Source organism: Citromicrobium sp. JLT1363, from assembly GCF_000186705.1.
Taxonomy (GTDB): Bacteria; Pseudomonadota; Alphaproteobacteria; order Sphingomonadales; family Sphingomonadaceae; genus Alteriqipengyuania.
Genome location: NZ_AEUE01000002.1, coordinates 165,641 through 180,792, shown reverse-complemented (window position 1 = coordinate 180,792; position 15,152 = coordinate 165,641). Strand labels below are relative to the sequence as shown.

The window sequence follows — 15,152 nt, the reverse complement described above, 5'->3', positions numbered from 1 at the left end:
CCTCTGTCATGACAGCCCAGAAAGGCTCCGCCTTCCTTCTCAAGATCGGCGACGGTGCCACCCCGCCCGCCTACGAAACCGTCGCAGGCCTGCGCACCACGCAGCTTTCGATCAACGGCGGTAGCGTGGTGGTGACGCACAAGGATTCGGGCGGCTGGCGCGAATTGCTGTCGGGCGCAGGCACACGCTCGGTCTCGGTCAGCGCGGGTGGCATCTTCCTCGGCTCGCAGGCAGAGGGACGGGTGCAAGCCCACGCGCTCGCCGGGACGATCGACGATTACGAATTGTCGTTCGAGGATGGCGCGCGGCTGCGCGGGCGCTTCCTCGTCCAGCGGCTCGACTATTCGGGCGATTTCAACGGAGAGCGCAACTACACCATCCAGCTCGAAAGCTCGGGCGCGGTCGTCCCGGCATGAGCGCGGCCAACCCTGTTCGCGGCGAGGCTTCCATCCGCATTGCGGGTGAGGTCCACACACTGCGCCCCAGCTTCGCAGCGCTGGTCGCTGCGGAGGAAGAGATCGGCCCGCTGTTCGCGCTGGTCGAACGCGCGAGCGAGGGCCAGCTACGCCTTGCCGAGATCGCCACGCTGTTCTGGCACTGCCTCGACCCGCGCGAAGGCGTGACGCGGGAAACCGTGGGCGATGCGATCCTGGCAGGCGGGCTCGCCGCGAGCACGAAGCCGCTGCGCGCCCTGCTCGCCGCCATCCTGCAGGGCCGATGATGAGCGACTTCGCCAGCGGCACGCCGCCGCTCGCCGCCCTCGCCGCGCAGGCGCTCGGCTGGCCGCCCGATGCGTTCTGGCGCGCCACCCCGGCCGAGCTTGCCACCGCGCTCGGCCCCACCACCCCGGTCGCGCAAGGCCTCTCGCGCGACGACCTCGAAGCCCTGATGGAGCGCGATCCCGATGCCGGCTCTTGAACCAGACGATCTCGACCCCCTGCTGATCGACGTGCGCGCCAGCACGCGGGGCTTCTCGGAGGATATCGCGCGTATGCGCCGCGATCTCGACGGGGAACTCGTGTCCGGCTTTGCCCGCGCAGGCGACGTGCTTGAGCGCAGCCTGCTGACCGCGATCCGGCGCGGCAGCCTGGGCTTCGAGAATCTGCAGGCGAGCGCCAGCCGCGCGATCGACCGGATTGCCTCGCAGGCGCTCAAGCTGGGCCTCAGCCAGATTTTTGGTTCCAGCAGTCCGCTCGGCAGCATTGTCGGGACGCTGCTGGGCGGCGCTCTGGGCCTTCCCGGACGTGCCACGGGCGGCCCCGTGAGTGCGCAGCGCGGCTACCTGGTCGGGGAGCGCGGGCCGGAGCTGTTCGTGCCCCCCGGCGACGGGCGCATCCTGCCGCTGGGGCAGGATGGCGCGACGAAGCGCGTGGATGTCTCGATCCAGCTGGCTGCCCCTGCGGGCACGGCAGCGCCGGTCGCTCTCGAACGCTCCAGCCGCCAGGTCGCGGCCGCCGTGCGCCGTGCCATGGAGAACAGCTGATGGCCTACTGGCTTTGCGAGCGCCGCAACGGGCAGGAGCACGACCATATTCAGCGCTTCGATCCGCGCTTCTGGACCGTGAACTTCCCCCGCCCGATGATGGCCAGCGTCATCACCACCGCGCCCGATGCCTTGCGAGTCGATTGCGAATTCCACCATGCGGGCGAACTCGCCGGACTGATCTGGGAGAGCGAGGACCGGCTGGATCACCCGCTCCACGCCTACGCCACGGATCGCGACTATGCGCATACGATCCTGCGATTCCGCTGGTGCAGCGGCGGGGTGATCGCGCTCGATGCGGCGAATGGCCCCACGCTGACCATCGAAGGCCGCGATGCGAACGGCGCACCGCGTGCGTGGTATGTCCGCCTGTGGAACTATGCCGAGGGCACGCCCGAGGACGCGCGTGTCACCCTGCCCTTTTCTTCGCTGGAGGGCGGGTTCGGTCTGCCGGGCGAGCCGATCCATCCGTCCGACATCGATCGCATGTTCATCTCGCTGGTCCCGCCGGGCTATGCGCCGGGCAACACCGCCCCCCTCTCCAGCCGCGCAGACGGCTGGGCCGAGCTGAGCGAAATATCCTGCGACGGTGCGCGCGCCATGCTCGAAATCGGTGAGAGCATGCTGCCCGAACATGGCGAGCAGATCGCCACCGCCTACGACGATGCCTTCAACCAGACACCGGCCCGCCTTGCGCGGCAGATCCATCGCCTCGGCTATCGCGGGCGGGTGATCCACTATGTGGGGATGAGCCACTTCTTCCGGCTGGTGCCGGGTGAAGGGCGCTTGCTGGCCGATCCTGGCGGCACGCTGTGCGCACCGGCGAGGGCCTGGCACGCGAACTGGTTTGCCGAGCTTGCCACAGCCGGACTCGAACCGATCGTTTCGCTGTCCTACGAACTGCTGGCCGATCACTGTCCGCAAGGCTGGCAGCAATATGCGCTCGACGGGACACCCGCGCGCACGGGTTGGGAGCCGCCTTCGGCGCTCCTTACTCCAGCACGCGTCGAGGCGATGGCATGGCTGCGTGCGGTCGCAGCGAACCTCGTCGCGCTGGTGGAGGACGCAGGACTGCCCGTGCGCTTCCAGATCGGCGAGCCCTGGTGGTGGGTGCGCGCCGATGGCCACTGCTGTATCTACGATCAGGCCGCGCTCGCGATATGGCGGGGCGAGGGTATCATGACTTCGATCCCGACGCTCAGGATCAGGCTCTATCTGCCCCACTTCGTCCTGCTCGACCGGGCGGGAGAGATTCTCGCGAACTCCACCGCCGCGCTCGCGCAGGCAGTCCGCGACGCGGCAGATGGCCCCGCTGAACTCAGTCTGCTGATCTTCACGCCAAGCGTGCTCGATCCCGCCATGCCGGAGCAGAAGCGCGCCAATATGCCGGCGGGCTGGGCCTACCCCGCCTTCGACCGGTTGCAGGTGGAGGATTACGACTGGCTGACCGCAGGAGCCACGGCTCGGCGCAGGGCCGCCTATGATCTGGTCGATGCGCGGCTTGGCTATCCGGTGGACCGGCAGGATTACCTGTCCGGCTTCGTGCTTTCGGCCGACGACGCAGAGACCTTCTGGGAGCGGATCGACGGCGCACTGGACGAGGCTGCGGCACGCGGTGTGGATCAGCGCTTCGTCTGGGCACTGCCGCAGGTCTCGCGCGATGGATACACCCGGCTCGCGCCTCCCGAAGAGGACGATATGCAGAATTTCGACGACGTACTCTACCCGCTCGCCCTGGGCACCGACGCCAGCGCCAGCCCCGAATTTTCCACCTCGATATTGGTCACGGCCTCCGGTCACGAGCGTCGCACCGCACAATGGGCCGATGCACGCCTGCGCTTCGATGTGGGGCCGGGGATCCGGTCCGAGGGCGAGCTGGGCATACTGCTGGCCTTCTTTCGCGCCCGCCACGGCCCCGCACGCGGCTTTCGCCTGGCAGACCCGTTCGACCATTCCTCCGGCGAGGCAGGCGGCGCACCGGGCCCGCAGGACCAGATCCTGGGGATTGGCGACGGCGAGCAAACCCGCTTCGCGCTCGTCAAGCGCTATGGCGAAGAGCCCGAACCTCAGGTCCGGCGGATTACTCGGCCACGCGCCGGTACGGTGCGAGTATCGCTCGACGGGCAGGAAACCGGCGCTTTTGCGCTCGATCCGCTGGGCGAGGTTGTCCTCGATACCGCGCCCGGCGAAGGCGTTACCGTGCGCGCAGGCTTTCTGTTCGACGTGCCGGTCCGCTTCGCGGAAGATCGCCTTGCGGTCAGCGCGGCAGGCTTTGCGGCAGGTCAGGCGCCCAGTGTGCCGCTGATCGAGATCAGGGAGGCGGCATGAGCGGCGACCATCTCGGCACGCGGGCCTTCTTCTGGCGGATCGAAAGGCGCGACGGCGTGGCACTCGGTTTCACCAGTCACGACCGCAATCTCTCGCTCGATGGGCTGACGCTGCAGGCCGCGCCCGGCGTACGCCCGGCTTCCCTGCGCGTGACCAGCGATGTGAGCGACGACGATGCACAGATCGACGGCGCGCTGACACACGACGCAATCTCGGCGAAAGATCTGGCGGCGGGCCGATTCGACGGAGCCACCGTCAGCCTGGGCACGATCGACTGGCAGAGCGGAGAGGCGCAGACCCTCTTCAGCGGCACCATGGGCCGGACGGAAGCCACGGCGGATGGATTTTCCGCGCGGCTGCGCTCCGCCAAGGCTGTACTCGATGGCGATCCCGTGCCCCGCACGAGCCCCGGTTGCCGTGCAAGGTTCTGTGGCCCGGGCTGCAACCTCTCTCCAACCCGCTTCAGTCGGCCTGCGCTGGTATCCGGGATGGACGCGGGATCGAACGGTGTGCGCCTTGCCGATATTGCCGCTGCGGACTTCGTGTTCGGCGAGCTTCGCTGGCTGGACGGCCCCGCGACCGGCCTGCGCCATGACATCATCGGCGAGGCGGACGGCGCGCTGTTTCTGGACGGTCCGTTTCCGGCAGGTGTGAAGGAAGGTACGCGCGCGCTCCTGCGCGAAGGCTGCGACCGGACCATCGCCACATGCGCCAGCCGCTTCGGCAACGCGATCAACTTTCGAGGCGAACCATTCCTTCCGGGCAATGATCTGGTCGCGCGCTATCCATCACGCACATGACGCCGCGAATACGTGCGGTGATCGCAGCGGCAAACGGCCTCGCGGGCACACCGTTCCGCCTGCAGGGGCGTGATCCCGACACCGGGCTCGACTGTATCGGCGTCATCCTCATCAGCCTTGATCGCGCAGGCATCCGGCCTCGCCTGCCCGAGGATTATCGCCCCCACCGGCGCGCGCCTGCCATCCCCGAGAGCGCGCTGGCTGCTGCAGGCCTTGCACGTGTGGACGGCGACTTGCGCCAGCCGGGCGACATTCTTCTGCTGCGCACGGCACCGGCGCAGATGCATGCCGCAATCGCCGTCGAAGGCTCGGACATTGTGCACGCGCATGCCGGGGCGCGCCGGGTCGTGCGCGGTGCACTGCCCGATCACTGGAGCATCATCGCCGCCTGGCGGCTGCATCCCGACGGAGAATACGAATGGCAACGCTGATCCTCTCTGCTGTCGGAACGGCGGTTGGCGGACCCGTTGGAGGCGCCGTCGGCGCTCTGCTGGGCCGCGCCGTCGATGCCACGCTTATCGGCACACCGACGCGCGAAGGCAGACGCTTGACCGAACTGGCGCTTTCGACGTCGAGCTATGGGCAGTCCATTCCACGGATCTTCGGGACGATGCGGATGCCGGGCTCTATCATCTGGTCGACAGACCTCGTCGAGAGCAGCGAGACAAGCGGCGGCAAGGGCAAGCCCAGGACCACCACCTATAATTACTCGATCTCTTTCGCGGTCGCACTGTCCAGCCGTCCGATCGCCTCGGTAGGCCGGGTATGGGCGGATGGTGCCTTGCTGCGCGGGCAGGCGGGCGACCTGAAGGTCGGCGGGCTCATGCGGATATACCGGGGCGATGGCGACGAACCGGTCGACCCGCTGATCGCGGCAGACAGGGGCCTGCAGGCCTGCGCCTTTCGCGGGATCGCCTATGCCGTGTTCGAGGATCTGCAGCTGGCCAGCTTCGGCAACAGGATCCCGGCCCTGAGTTTCGAGATCGATGCGCGTGACGCAACACTCGACGTGGTGGATGTGCTCGAGGGAATAGCACTCGCCCCTGCGGCGGGCGCCGCGCTGGCCGGACTAGTAGGCTTCGCCGACGATGGCGGCCCGCGTGCGGGGCTGCTCGCCCATCTCGCGCAGGTTTTCCCGCTGGCCACCACCGCGACGGCGCAGGGTCTCTCCATTACGCCCATGGGATTGTCCGAAACCTCCGCCTTGCCCCCTGCGACTGCGGGGCGCCCGGACGGTGAGGACATGGCCGTGCCGCTCGTGCGACGCGCGCAGGCGGATCGCGAGGCGCCCTCTGCGCTGCGCTACTACGATCCCGCACGCGATTTTCAGCCCTCGCTGCAGCGGGCTCCGGGGGCGAGCGGCGATCAACGTGCCATCGTCGAGTTCGCGGGCGCGTTTGCCGCCCGCAGCGCGCAGATCCGGATTTCGGAATTGCATCGCGCGGCCCGGACGGCGCGCGAGACGCTCTCGTACCGCATCGCCGAGCCTGCGCCGGACTATGCGCCGGGCCGCTGCGTGACGCGCGCGGGCGATGCGCAGCCCTGGCTCGTGCGGGGGTGGGACTGGCATGCGGACGGCGCGGACCTCGCGCTGGAACGCATTGTCGCACTGCCACCGATCGAGTCCGCCGCCGATCCGGGCACCGCCCTGCCACCCGCAGATGAACTGCCCGGCGCTCTGACACTCCGCTATTTCGAGCTGCCGTGGGACGGGACCGGCGCGGGCACTTCCCCACAACGCTATGCGGCCGTCACCATGGCGAGCACGCGCGGCACCGTTGCGCTGGCGGGGGTGGAAAACGACTCGCTCATCGCGCTGGGCCTGTCCGCGAACGGCGATGCCCTGCAGGGCCGAAGCCTCACCGCGCTTCCCGGATCGCCCGCACTGGTTCTGGAACCGCAGGCCACGTTCGATATCGCGCTGTCCTCCGCGCAGGGGCAGCTCCAGTCGGCGGACGAGCGGGTCTTGCTCGACGGTGCCAACCGGATACTGCTGGGTGAGGAAATCCTGCAATTCCGCTTCGCCCGACCGCTGAGCAACGGCCACTGGCGACTGAGCGGGCTGCTGCGTGGGCGCGGTGCGACCGAGCATCACGCCGCCGTGGGCCACCCGGCGGGGGCGTCTGTTATCGTCCTCGACGAACGGCTGCTCTCGCTGGGGAAGGAAACCTTCGAGGAAATCGCGGCTTTCGCCACCATCGGCGATGCCGAGCCCACCTTCGCCACGCTGAGCGGACGCGACTCGACGCGTCGCCCGCTTCCCCCGGTCCATCCCTGCGCATTGCGCACGGCCTCCGGCGATCCGGAGTGGCGCTGGGTCAGGCGCGCCCGTGGCGCCTGGCGCTGGCTGGATGGCGTAGAGACGCCGCTGGCCGAGGAACGCGAGAGCTTCCGTGTCGGCTTGGGGCCGATCGATGCGCCTGTCTCGATCTGGGACGTTTCGGAGCCCCGCTTCAGCCTCCCGGCGGCGGACTGGGCCTTGCTTGCTACCGCCCATCCCGATGCTGCCCTCTGGGTCCGGCAGGTGGGTAGCCATGCCGTTTCCCTGCCCACGCTCCTTCCCCAATGATTGCGCCCTGGAGTTCAGACCATGACCACCGCCCTCACCTACGCCACGCGCTCCGCCCGTCTCGACCTGCCATTCCTGTTCGCCGCGCAGGCGCAAAAGGAAGCCACGGTGAACGAAGCGCTCGCGCGGATCGATGCCCTGCTTGCCCCGGCCATCGAAGGGGAAGCCAGCTCCCCGCCCGTCGCCCCCGCGCCGGGCGAATGCTGGATCGTGGGCGCCCAACCGCAGGATTCCTGGGAGGAGCGCGAGGGTTCGATCGCGTTCTTTTCCGCCGGAGCCTGGATGTTCGCCATGCCGCAAGCCGGTTGGCAGGTGTTCGACAAATCCTCCGGCACCACGCTGAGATGGATGGACGGTTGGCACGCGCTCACGCTTCCCGCCGCACCCGCCGGGGGCGGCGTGATCGACGAGGAAGCGAGGGCGGCGATTGTGGCCCTGGTCGACGCCCTGCGGGCTGTCGGGCTGGGCTCCTGAGGCGTTAGCGGGAACCGGTTTTTGGCTAAGGCGTTGGGCGTGCGGGAGGAACAGGCTCACCGGCCGGCTTCCAAGATACTCGCACTTGCTTCTGAGGCAATCGTGCAACAGTGCTGTCGCTTTGCTCTAGTGGTAGCCTGCCTGCTTGCCTCTGAACTGGGGAAAAGTTAAGTGGGGGCCTCCTGGTGGCTCCCAATCATTACAAAAGGGGATTTTCAGTAATGCGCAATATCGTCATTGGAATGGCGATGGCTTCGACGATGCTCGCATCGCCGGCGCTTGCACGTGATGACTCGTTCTACGTGCAAGTCGAAGGTGGTCCGATGATCGTCCAAGACATCGAATTCGACGTCAACGGGGTCGCAAACGACTTCTCGGTCAACTCGGATGTGGGCTACGATTTCGGCGGCCTCGTCGGCTACGATTTCGGCCCCGTGCGCCTCGAAGCCGAAGCCAGCTATCGCGAAGCGGACATCGACGACGTCAACGTGGGCCTGCAGGGCTTCCCGCTGACCGCAACCGGTATCGCGCTCCCCGGCGTGTACCCTGCTGCGGGCGACGTCAGTTCGCTGAGCTTCATGGTCAACGGCCTGTTCGATTTCGGACCGGATGACGGCCTTCAGGGCTTCGCCGGTGGTGGTGTGGGCGTTGCTCGCACCGAAGCCACCGCGCAGGTCAGCCTCGGCAACCCTCCCGGTCTCGATGATTCGGATACCGGCTTCGCATGGCAGGTCCTGGCGGGCGTCCGTGCTCCGCTCAGCGACAACATCGACGTTGGCCTGAAGTACCGCTTCTTCAACGCTGAAGACGTGAATCTGGTCGATCGTTTCGGCGACGCCGTCGACGGTCGTTTCCGGTCGCACTCGCTGCTCGGCACGCTGACCTACAACTTCGGCGCCCCGGAAGCTCCGCCGCCGCCGCCGCCGCCGCCGCCGCCGCCGCCGCCGCCTCCCCCGCCGCCGCCGCCGCCGCCGCCGCCTGCGCAGACGTGCAACACCGGCCCGTACATCGTGTTCTTCAACTGGGACAAGTCGGACATCACGCCCGAAGCAGCCTCGGTTCTGAACAACGCGGTCTCGGCTTACCAGAACTGCGGCACCGCCTCGGTGATGCTCGCCGGTTACACCGACCGTTCGGGTACCGTGCAGTACAACCTCGGCCTCGCGGCACGTCGTAATGCTTCCGTCCGTTCGTACATGACCGGCCGTGGCATCCCCGACGCGCGCATCAGCAGCGAAGCCTTCGGCGAAGCGAACCCCCGGGTTCCGACCGCCGACGGTGTCCGCGAACTGCAGAACCGTCGCGTGGAAATCACCTACGGTCCGGGTTCGGGCATGTAATCGAGCGGGTTTCCGCTACGAAATTGGAAAGGGGCCGGAGCGATCCGGCCCCTTTTTCGTTGGGCGAGTAGGAAAAGGAGACCCGCCCACATGATTCATCCCGCCAAGGCTACACTCTACCTCGCGAGCGCGCTGGCCCTCACCGCCTGTGCCAGCGTTCCCGAGTCCCAGAACGATCCTGTCGCCACCGCCGTTCTTCTCGACAATACAGGTGCGCCAACCGGCGAAGCACGCCTTTTCGCCTATGATGAAACGGTCGAACTGGCAGTAACAGTCCAGGGCCTTGCGCCCGGAGAGCATGGCTTCCACCTGCACACGACCGGCCGCTGCGCGCTTCCCGACTTCACTTCGGCAGGCGGCCACCTCAACCCCTCCGACGAAGGGCACGGCCTGCTCGACGACGATGGCAGCCACATGGGCGATCTGCCCAACCTGGTGGTGGGCGCCAACGGGACGGCCGCCACACGCGTCACGATCGACGGGCCGCGAGATTACGTGCTCGAATCGATCTTCGATGACGATGGCACCGCGATTGTCATTCACGCCAAGCCCGACGACGGGCGCACCGATCCATCGGGCGCCGCCGGCCCGCGCGAACGCTGCGGCGTTCTGGAGCCGGCTACCTGACCGCTACTGCCAGGGCAGGTACGCGCCTCAGCTAGGCGCGTACCTCTCCACCCTGTCCCATCGCCAGGACGCGTTCCTGCGCCTCAGGCACCAGCTTGAACGCGAAGAACAGCAGGACCACACCGATGGGCGCTATCCACAGCAGGCTCAGCATGCCCAGCCCCAGGTCTTCGCCTGCCTTTGCCGACACCAGGCCCGCAAGATAGGGCCCCAGCGCCAGGCCGACGAGCGTCGTGGCAAGGAAGAAGGTGGCCGTGGCCACTCCGCGCATGCGTGGCAGGACGAGCGACTGGCTCGTCGCGGCGGCACCGCCAAGCGCGCTCGACGCGAAGAGCTGCGCAATCGCGGCCATGATGAGGAACACCGTGCGATCCTCTGTCGTGAACATCACCCAGATTACCGGGACCGGCGCCAGCAGGCCGAACAGCACGACATAAAGGCGCCCGGCAGGCATCTTGGTGAACAGCCAGTCTGCCACGCGCCCACCCAGCACTACGCCCAGGAAGCCTGTCACGGCCGCCGGTGCGCCCAGCAGCAGGCCCAGCTCGCTCTTCGAAATCTCGAACACGCGCTCGCCATAGGGCGCGCCCCAATACGACGTCGCATAGGACAGGAAGGCGACCGTGCCGTAGCCCAGGATCGTGCACAGGAAGGCAGGCGAGCCCCAGGTCAGCGCGAAGGTCTCGGCATCGCGGGACCGCAGGGCACTCGCCCAGCTGAAGATCGAATAATAGCCGATCGCCAGCAGGAACCACTGATCCGAAATGGCGACATCGAGGATCGGCACCCTCGCTGCGATTGCGCCCATGATGAAGCCCTGGCCCGATTGCACCAGCGTCGTGATCAGCCATGCCGCAACGAAGAACCCCACGAAGCCCAGCACGTTGAACGCCAGCGCGGCGGCGCTGCGCCTTGCGGCGCCAACGAAGGTGAAGGGCGGGATGATCTGCAGCAGCTCTTCGAAGAAGCCGCGAAAAGGCCGCTCTACCGGTTTGCTCGGCATGCCGTCGATCAGGCCGCGAACCGGCTCTTTCAGCGTCAGGACCCATATCGCCAGCAGGATGCCGGGCAGGCCCACCGCGATAAACGCAGCCTGCCAGCCCGCCAGACCCAGCGGGCCGCCGTCGGGATAGGCCGCATTCCAGTTTTCCACGATCAGACCGCCGATAACCAGCGAGATACCGCCGCCGACGTAGAGGCCGGAGGAATAGATGGCGAGAGCCGTGGCGCGCAGACGCGCTGGAAACCAGTCCGAAATAAGAGAATAGGCGGAGGGGCTGGCCGTGGCCTCCCCAATGCCAACGCCCACGCGAGCGCCGGAGAGCATTGCGGCATTCTTCGCGAAACCGGAGAGCGCCGTCATGATCGACCACAGGCCAAGGCCAATGGTCATCAGCCTGACGCGGTGCCAGCTGTCAGCCAGCTTGCCCAGCGGAATACCGAAAAGCGAATAGAAGATCGCGAAGGCCGTCCCGTAGAGAAAGCCCAGAAACGCGTCGTCGACACCCAGATCCGCCTTGATGTCGTTGGCGAGGATCGAAAGGATCTGCCGGTCGACGAAGTTGAGCACGTAGACCAGCACGAGCACCCCGAGCGCGTACCAGCTATAGGCAGGCACGGGCGCATCCGGGTTAGGAACCTGCGCATCTGCGGCAGCCGCAGGCTTCTCAATCTCGCTCATGAATCCCCTCGTCCTTGTCCTTATCGGGCCGGATAGGTCAGCCCATCCTCCAGCCCCGCAGCGGCGAAACCGCCAAGCCTCAGCCTGCAGCTATCGCACAATCCGCAGGGGAGGCCATCCCCCCTCGGATCATAACACGACCAGCTGAGCGCAGTATCCAGCCCCAGCCGGTCGGCCTCGCTCGCAATATCGGCCTTGCTCATGAACTGTAGCGGCGCGTCGATGGCGAAACCGCCCCCTTCGATCCCCGCCTTCGTGCCCAGACGCGCGGCTTCCGCAAAGGCGGCGATGAATTCGGGCCGGCAATCGGGATAGCCCGAATAGTCGAGTGCGTTCACGCCGATCACGATCCGGCCCGCCCCACGGCTTTCCGCGAAGGCAGCCGTCAGCGAGAGGAACACGAGATTGCGCGCGGGCACGTAGGTGACGGGGATATCCTCACCGACGCCATCCTTCGGCACGTCGATATCGGCAGTAAGGGCCGATCCTCCGAACTTGCGAAGATCCAGCGCGATCTCCGAATGGCTCGCAAGGCCCAGCGCCCTGGCGATATTGCGCGCAGCCTCGATCTCGCGCCGGTGGCGCTGGCCATAGTCTATCGTCAAGGCGTGGACCTGATGCCCGGCCTCTTGCGCCAGACCGGCCGCGACCATCGAATCGAGCCCCCCGGACAGGAGCACTGCGGCAATATTTTCACGAGCTGTGGCAGGCATGGACCAGTCGCTAGCGCCTGGCACTGCCTCCCGGCAAGCCTATCGCGCCTCCGGCGGGCGCACTCAGTCGGGAATGTTGAAGGAACGCGAACAGAACGCGCAGTCGACCACGATGTCGCCCGCATCGTTACGCATCTCGGCGCGTTCCGCTTCGGGGAAGCGCCGGAGGACGGACTGGTAGTGTTCGATGCTGCACCGGCAGCCGCGCGTGAGAGGCGCGCCCTGGAAGACGCGCACCTCGGCCTCTTCGTGAAACAGGCGCCACACCAGCGCTTCGAGGGGGACCGTTTCGTCCAGCAATTCCTCGTGCCGGATGGACGACGCCATCACCTGGACATGTTCCCACTCGGGATGCGCCAGACGGACGTGCAGCCTCTCGCGGCCCACTTCGCCATCGGGCAGATGCTGCGCCAGCAACCCCGCCGCCAGGGTGCGATCGCCTTCGGTCTGCACCGCGACGCGCACCAGCGTGGGCACCTGTTCGGACTGAACGAAATAGGTCTCGCACGCCTCGCCAAGCGTCTCCCCTTCCAGCGGCACGATCCCCTGATAGCGGCCGCCGCGTTCCGGGACGTCGAAGGTAATCGCCAGATAGCCCTCGCCGAACAGCGCGGGGAGCGAGGGATTGGCGCCCAGTCGCGCCAGGGCTTCCCCGTCGAATTCGGCATACCCGCGCACCGCCCCCTGCCGGTAATCGCATACCAGCAGGCTGACGGCGCCGGCCTTGGTCTGCGCCTGCATCGTCATCTGGCCCTCATCCTCGTCGATCAGGCTGCCGATCAGCGATCCGACGACCAGCGCCTCTGCCAGCAGGTGGCGGATCGCGGGGGGGTAATCGTGCGCGCCGAGAATTTCGGAAAGGGTTTCGTCCAGCCGCACGAGGCGCAGGCGCGCATCGCGATCGGGGATGGACGCGCCAAGCCAGCGGTCGGCGAAGGTTTCGGTCTGAGGGAGAGTCGTGTTCACGGCGCGCTATATGGGGATGGTGGGCGACCACCCAACCCCCCTGGCGCCCTCACAGCTTTCCGAATGCCCAGAGCAGCACCGATTTCTGCGCGTGGATGCGGTTTTCCGCCTCGTCGAACACACGCGACTGCGGCCCTTCGATCACGCTTTCGCTCACCTCGTCGCCGACATGGGCGGGCAGGCAGTGGAGGAAGAGCGCGTCCGTCTTCGCCAGTGCCATCAGCGCATCGTCCACCCGGTAGGGCTGCATCGCGTCGAGCTTCTCGGACGCATTTTCCTGCCCCATCGACACCCAGGTATCCGTCACGATCACATCAGCATCGGTGGCGGCCGCTTGCGCATCCTGCGTCAGCGTAACCGTGGCACCGCCCGCGCGCGCCATCTCGACGAAGGCGCTCTCGGGCTCGTAACCCGCCGGGGTCGCGATACGCACGTTGAATTTGAAGATGCCCGCCGCCTCGAGGACCGAGTGCAGCACATTATTGCCATCCCCGAACCAGGCAAGCTCCAGCCCCGGCAGCGCCTTGCCCTGCTCCACGATCGTCAGCAGGTCGGCCACGATCTGGCAGGGGTGTGACTTGTCGGTCAGCCCGTTGATCACCGGCACGCTGGCGTGATGCGCCATTTCCTCGACCTTGGCGTGATCGTCCGTGCGGATCATGATCGCATCGACCATCCGGCTGAGCACGCGCGCGGTATCGGCGATGCTCTCCCCCCGGCCGAGCTGCATCGAGCCGCCTTCCATCACCATGGCGCTGCCACCGAGTTGGCGGATCGCGATATCGAAGCTGGCCCGCGTGCGGGTGGAGCTTTTCTCGAAGATCATCGCAAGGACATGGTCCTTGAGCGGCGCGTCGGCATCGCCACGACCCTTGGGCCAGCCCCTGCGCGCGGTCTTGCGATCCTGCGCGTCGTTGAGCATTGCGGCGAGCGCGTCACCGCCCGCGTCGGAAAGGTCGAGGAAATGCCGATTATCCATCAGGCGGGTTCCGGTATCTTGTAGTCGGCGGCGCCCGCCGACAGCTTGTCGAAGAACTCGTCCATCTCGGCATCGCCGATCACGAGCGGAGGCAGCACGCGCAGGGTATTGTCGCCCGCCGCCACGGTGAGCAGCTGGTGGTTATCGCGCAGGTGCTGGAAGAAGGGGCGGCTTTCCACCTTCATCCTGATGCCCAGCATCAGGCCTTCGCCACGCACCAGCTCGAACAGGTCGGGATAATTGCCGATGAACTGTTCCAGCCGCGCCTTCAGCCGCGCACCCTTGTCGCGCACGCTGGCGAGGAATTCCTCGTTGGCGACTGCCTCCATCACCGCGACACCTGCCGCCATGGCAAGCGGGTTGCCGCCATAGGTGGAGCCATGCGTGCCGAAGGTCATGCCGCGCGCCGCATGTTCGGTGGCAAGGCATGCGCCCAGCGGGAAGCCTCCGCCGATGCCCTTGGCGCTCGCCACGATGTCCGGCTTGATGCCGTACAGTTCGTGAGCGTAGAACCTGCCCGTGCGCGCAACGCCGCACTGCACCTCGTCCAGCACCAGCATCAGGCCATGCTCGTCGGCCAGATCGCGCAGGCCCTGCATGAATTTCTGGCTCGCCGGGCGAATACCGCCTTCGCCCTGAATCGGCTCGACCAGGAAGCCCGCGGTCTGCGGACCGATCGCCGCCCTGGCCGCCTCCAGATCGTCGAACGGGCAATACTTGAAGCCCTCCAGCAGCGGCAGGAAGCCCTTGTGCATCTTCGCCTGGTCCGACGCGCTGATGGTCGCCATCGTGCGGCCGTGGAAGGCGTTGGTGAAGGTGATCAGCTCGGTCCTGGCAGGGTCGCCATCCTCGTGCTGGTGGAAGGCACGCGCGGTCTTGATCGCGGTTTCGACGGCTTCGGCGCCCGAGTTGGTGAAGAATACGGTGTCCGCGAAGGTCGCATCGACCAGCATCTGCGCCAGCTTTTCCTGCTGCGGACTGCCGTAGAGGTTGGAGACGTGCATCAGCGTTTCCGCCTGGCGCTGGATCGCGCCGATCAGCCCTTCGTGGCTATGGCCGAGCAGGTTGACCGCGATGCCGCTGGCAAAATCGAGGTAACGGGTGCCGTCCTCGTCGATCAGGTGACAGTGATCGCCTTTGACCGGGCGAACATCGCAACGGGGATAGACGGGCATCAGTGCGGGGATCGACAT

16 protein-coding genes are annotated in these 15,152 nt (G+C 66.9%); 11 read left to right on the top strand and 5 right to left on the bottom strand.

The window, feature by feature from the left end:
* Window positions 1-8 precede the first annotated feature (8 nt).
* The 11 genes from ADAD_RS0103315 to ADAD_RS0103265 all read left to right on the top strand — a co-directional run bounded on the left by ADAD_RS0103315 (window position 9) and on the right by ADAD_RS0103265 (window position 9,620).
* Entirely contained in the window at window positions 9-416 is a 408-nt protein-coding gene (locus ADAD_RS0103315) for a phage major tail protein, TP901-1 family (RefSeq protein WP_010409652.1), read from the top strand.
* Window positions 413-721 carry a gene transfer agent family protein gene (locus ADAD_RS0103310; protein ID WP_010409650.1) on the top strand — a complete coding sequence of 103 codons (309 nt, stop codon included), beginning with the start codon at window positions 413-415 and terminating at the stop codon, window positions 719-721. The genes ADAD_RS0103315 and ADAD_RS0103310 overlap by 4 nt, the downstream gene beginning before the upstream one ends.
* The gene (locus ADAD_RS0103305; protein ID WP_010409647.1) at window positions 718-918 is read left to right on the top strand and encodes a phage tail assembly chaperone; all 201 of its coding nucleotides are present in this window, start codon (window positions 718-720) and stop codon (window positions 916-918) included. Before ADAD_RS0103310 ends, ADAD_RS0103305 begins: the two co-directional genes overlap by 4 nt.
* Complete coding sequence (locus tag ADAD_RS0103300; protein WP_010409643.1) at window positions 905-1,483, top strand: hypothetical protein; 579 nt, start codon at window positions 905-907, stop codon at window positions 1,481-1,483. Before ADAD_RS0103305 ends, ADAD_RS0103300 begins: the two co-directional genes overlap by 14 nt.
* On the top strand, window positions 1,483-3,810 hold the full coding sequence (locus ADAD_RS0103295) for a DUF2460 domain-containing protein (RefSeq protein WP_010409641.1): 2,328 nt from the start codon (window positions 1,483-1,485) through the stop codon (window positions 3,808-3,810). The genes ADAD_RS0103300 and ADAD_RS0103295 overlap by 1 nt, the downstream gene beginning before the upstream one ends.
* Window positions 3,807-4,610 carry a DUF2163 domain-containing protein gene (locus tag ADAD_RS0103290; RefSeq protein ID WP_010409640.1) on the top strand — a complete coding sequence of 268 codons (804 nt, stop codon included), beginning with the start codon at window positions 3,807-3,809 and terminating at the stop codon, window positions 4,608-4,610. Before ADAD_RS0103295 ends, ADAD_RS0103290 begins: the two co-directional genes overlap by 4 nt.
* On the top strand, window positions 4,607-5,041 hold the full coding sequence (locus ADAD_RS0103285) for an NlpC/P60 family protein (protein ID WP_010409638.1): 435 nt from the start codon (window positions 4,607-4,609) through the stop codon (window positions 5,039-5,041). The genes ADAD_RS0103290 and ADAD_RS0103285 overlap by 4 nt, the downstream gene beginning before the upstream one ends.
* Window positions 5,029-7,179, top strand: a complete 2,151-nt coding sequence (locus tag ADAD_RS0103280; RefSeq protein WP_010409635.1) for a GTA baseplate fiber-binding domain-containing protein — start codon at window positions 5,029-5,031, stop codon at window positions 7,177-7,179. The genes ADAD_RS0103285 and ADAD_RS0103280 overlap by 13 nt, the downstream gene beginning before the upstream one ends.
* 21 nt (window positions 7,180-7,200) lie before the next feature.
* A complete protein-coding gene (locus tag ADAD_RS0103275; protein WP_010409632.1) occupies window positions 7,201-7,653 on the top strand; it encodes a DUF2793 domain-containing protein in 453 nt (150 codons plus the stop codon).
* A gap of 221 nt (window positions 7,654-7,874) precedes the next feature.
* Window positions 7,875-8,993 carry an OmpA family protein gene (locus tag ADAD_RS0103270; RefSeq protein WP_010409629.1) on the top strand — a complete coding sequence of 373 codons (1,119 nt, stop codon included), beginning with the start codon at window positions 7,875-7,877 and terminating at the stop codon, window positions 8,991-8,993.
* 90 nt (window positions 8,994-9,083) lie between these two features.
* Window positions 9,084-9,620 (top strand): superoxide dismutase family protein, encoded by a 537-nt coding sequence (locus tag ADAD_RS0103265; protein WP_010409625.1) that lies wholly within the window; start codon window positions 9,084-9,086, stop codon window positions 9,618-9,620.
* Between the two features lie 31 nt (window positions 9,621-9,651).
* Here ADAD_RS0103265 and ADAD_RS0103260 read toward each other — a convergent pair whose 3' ends face one another.
* The 5 genes from ADAD_RS0103260 to ADAD_RS0103240 form a co-directional block, all read right to left on the bottom strand.
* Window positions 9,652-11,301 carry a spinster family MFS transporter gene (locus ADAD_RS0103260; protein ID WP_010409622.1) on the bottom strand — a complete coding sequence of 550 codons (1,650 nt, stop codon included), beginning with the start codon at window positions 11,299-11,301 and terminating at the stop codon, window positions 9,652-9,654.
* Between the two features lie 20 nt (window positions 11,302-11,321).
* Window positions 11,322-12,014, bottom strand: a complete 693-nt coding sequence (gene queC / locus ADAD_RS0103255; RefSeq protein WP_029139874.1) for a 7-cyano-7-deazaguanine synthase QueC — start codon at window positions 12,012-12,014, stop codon at window positions 11,322-11,324.
* 63 nt (window positions 12,015-12,077) lie between these two features.
* Complete coding sequence (gene hslO, locus ADAD_RS0103250) at window positions 12,078-12,980, bottom strand: Hsp33 family molecular chaperone HslO (RefSeq protein WP_010409617.1); 903 nt, start codon at window positions 12,978-12,980, stop codon at window positions 12,078-12,080.
* Between the two features lie 49 nt (window positions 12,981-13,029).
* Complete coding sequence (gene argF, locus ADAD_RS0103245) at window positions 13,030-13,959, bottom strand: ornithine carbamoyltransferase (RefSeq protein ID WP_010409615.1); 930 nt, start codon at window positions 13,957-13,959, stop codon at window positions 13,030-13,032.
* Complete coding sequence (locus ADAD_RS0103240; RefSeq protein ID WP_010409613.1) at window positions 13,959-15,152, bottom strand: aspartate aminotransferase family protein; 1,194 nt, start codon at window positions 15,150-15,152, stop codon at window positions 13,959-13,961. Before ADAD_RS0103240 ends, argF begins: the two co-directional genes overlap by 1 nt.

Excerpts from the sequence above, each read along its gene's own strand:
- ADAD_RS0103315 (WP_010409652.1), top strand. The coding sequence starts at position 9 with ATGACAGCCCAGAAAGGCTCCGCCTTCCTTCTCAAGATCGGCGACGGT.
- ADAD_RS0103310 (WP_010409650.1), top strand. The coding sequence starts at position 413 with ATGAGCGCGGCCAACCCTGTTCGCGGCGAGGCTTCCATCCGCATTGCG.
- ADAD_RS0103305 (WP_010409647.1), top strand. The coding sequence starts at position 718 with ATGATGAGCGACTTCGCCAGCGGCACGCCGCCGCTCGCCGCCCTCGCC.
- ADAD_RS0103300 (WP_010409643.1), top strand. The coding sequence starts at position 905 with ATGCCGGCTCTTGAACCAGACGATCTCGACCCCCTGCTGATCGACGTG.
- ADAD_RS0103295 (WP_010409641.1), top strand. The coding sequence starts at position 1,483 with ATGGCCTACTGGCTTTGCGAGCGCCGCAACGGGCAGGAGCACGACCAT.
- ADAD_RS0103290 (WP_010409640.1), top strand. The coding sequence starts at position 3,807 with ATGAGCGGCGACCATCTCGGCACGCGGGCCTTCTTCTGGCGGATCGAA.
- ADAD_RS0103285 (WP_010409638.1), top strand. The coding sequence starts at position 4,607 with ATGACGCCGCGAATACGTGCGGTGATCGCAGCGGCAAACGGCCTCGCG.
- ADAD_RS0103280 (WP_010409635.1), top strand. The coding sequence starts at position 5,029 with ATGGCAACGCTGATCCTCTCTGCTGTCGGAACGGCGGTTGGCGGACCC.
- ADAD_RS0103275 (WP_010409632.1), top strand. The coding sequence starts at position 7,201 with ATGACCACCGCCCTCACCTACGCCACGCGCTCCGCCCGTCTCGACCTG.
- ADAD_RS0103270 (WP_010409629.1), top strand. The coding sequence starts at position 7,875 with ATGCGCAATATCGTCATTGGAATGGCGATGGCTTCGACGATGCTCGCA.
- ADAD_RS0103265 (WP_010409625.1), top strand. The coding sequence starts at position 9,084 with ATGATTCATCCCGCCAAGGCTACACTCTACCTCGCGAGCGCGCTGGCC.
- ADAD_RS0103260 (WP_010409622.1), bottom strand. The coding sequence starts at position 11,301 with ATGAGCGAGATTGAGAAGCCTGCGGCTGCCGCAGATGCGCAGGTTCCT.
- queC (WP_029139874.1), bottom strand. The coding sequence starts at position 12,014 with ATGCCTGCCACAGCTCGTGAAAATATTGCCGCAGTGCTCCTGTCCGGG.
- argF (WP_010409615.1), bottom strand. The coding sequence starts at position 13,959 with ATGGATAATCGGCATTTCCTCGACCTTTCCGACGCGGGCGGTGACGCG.
- ADAD_RS0103240 (WP_010409613.1), bottom strand. The coding sequence starts at position 15,152 with ATGTCGATCCCCGCACTGATGCCCGTCTATCCCCGTTGCGATGTTCGC.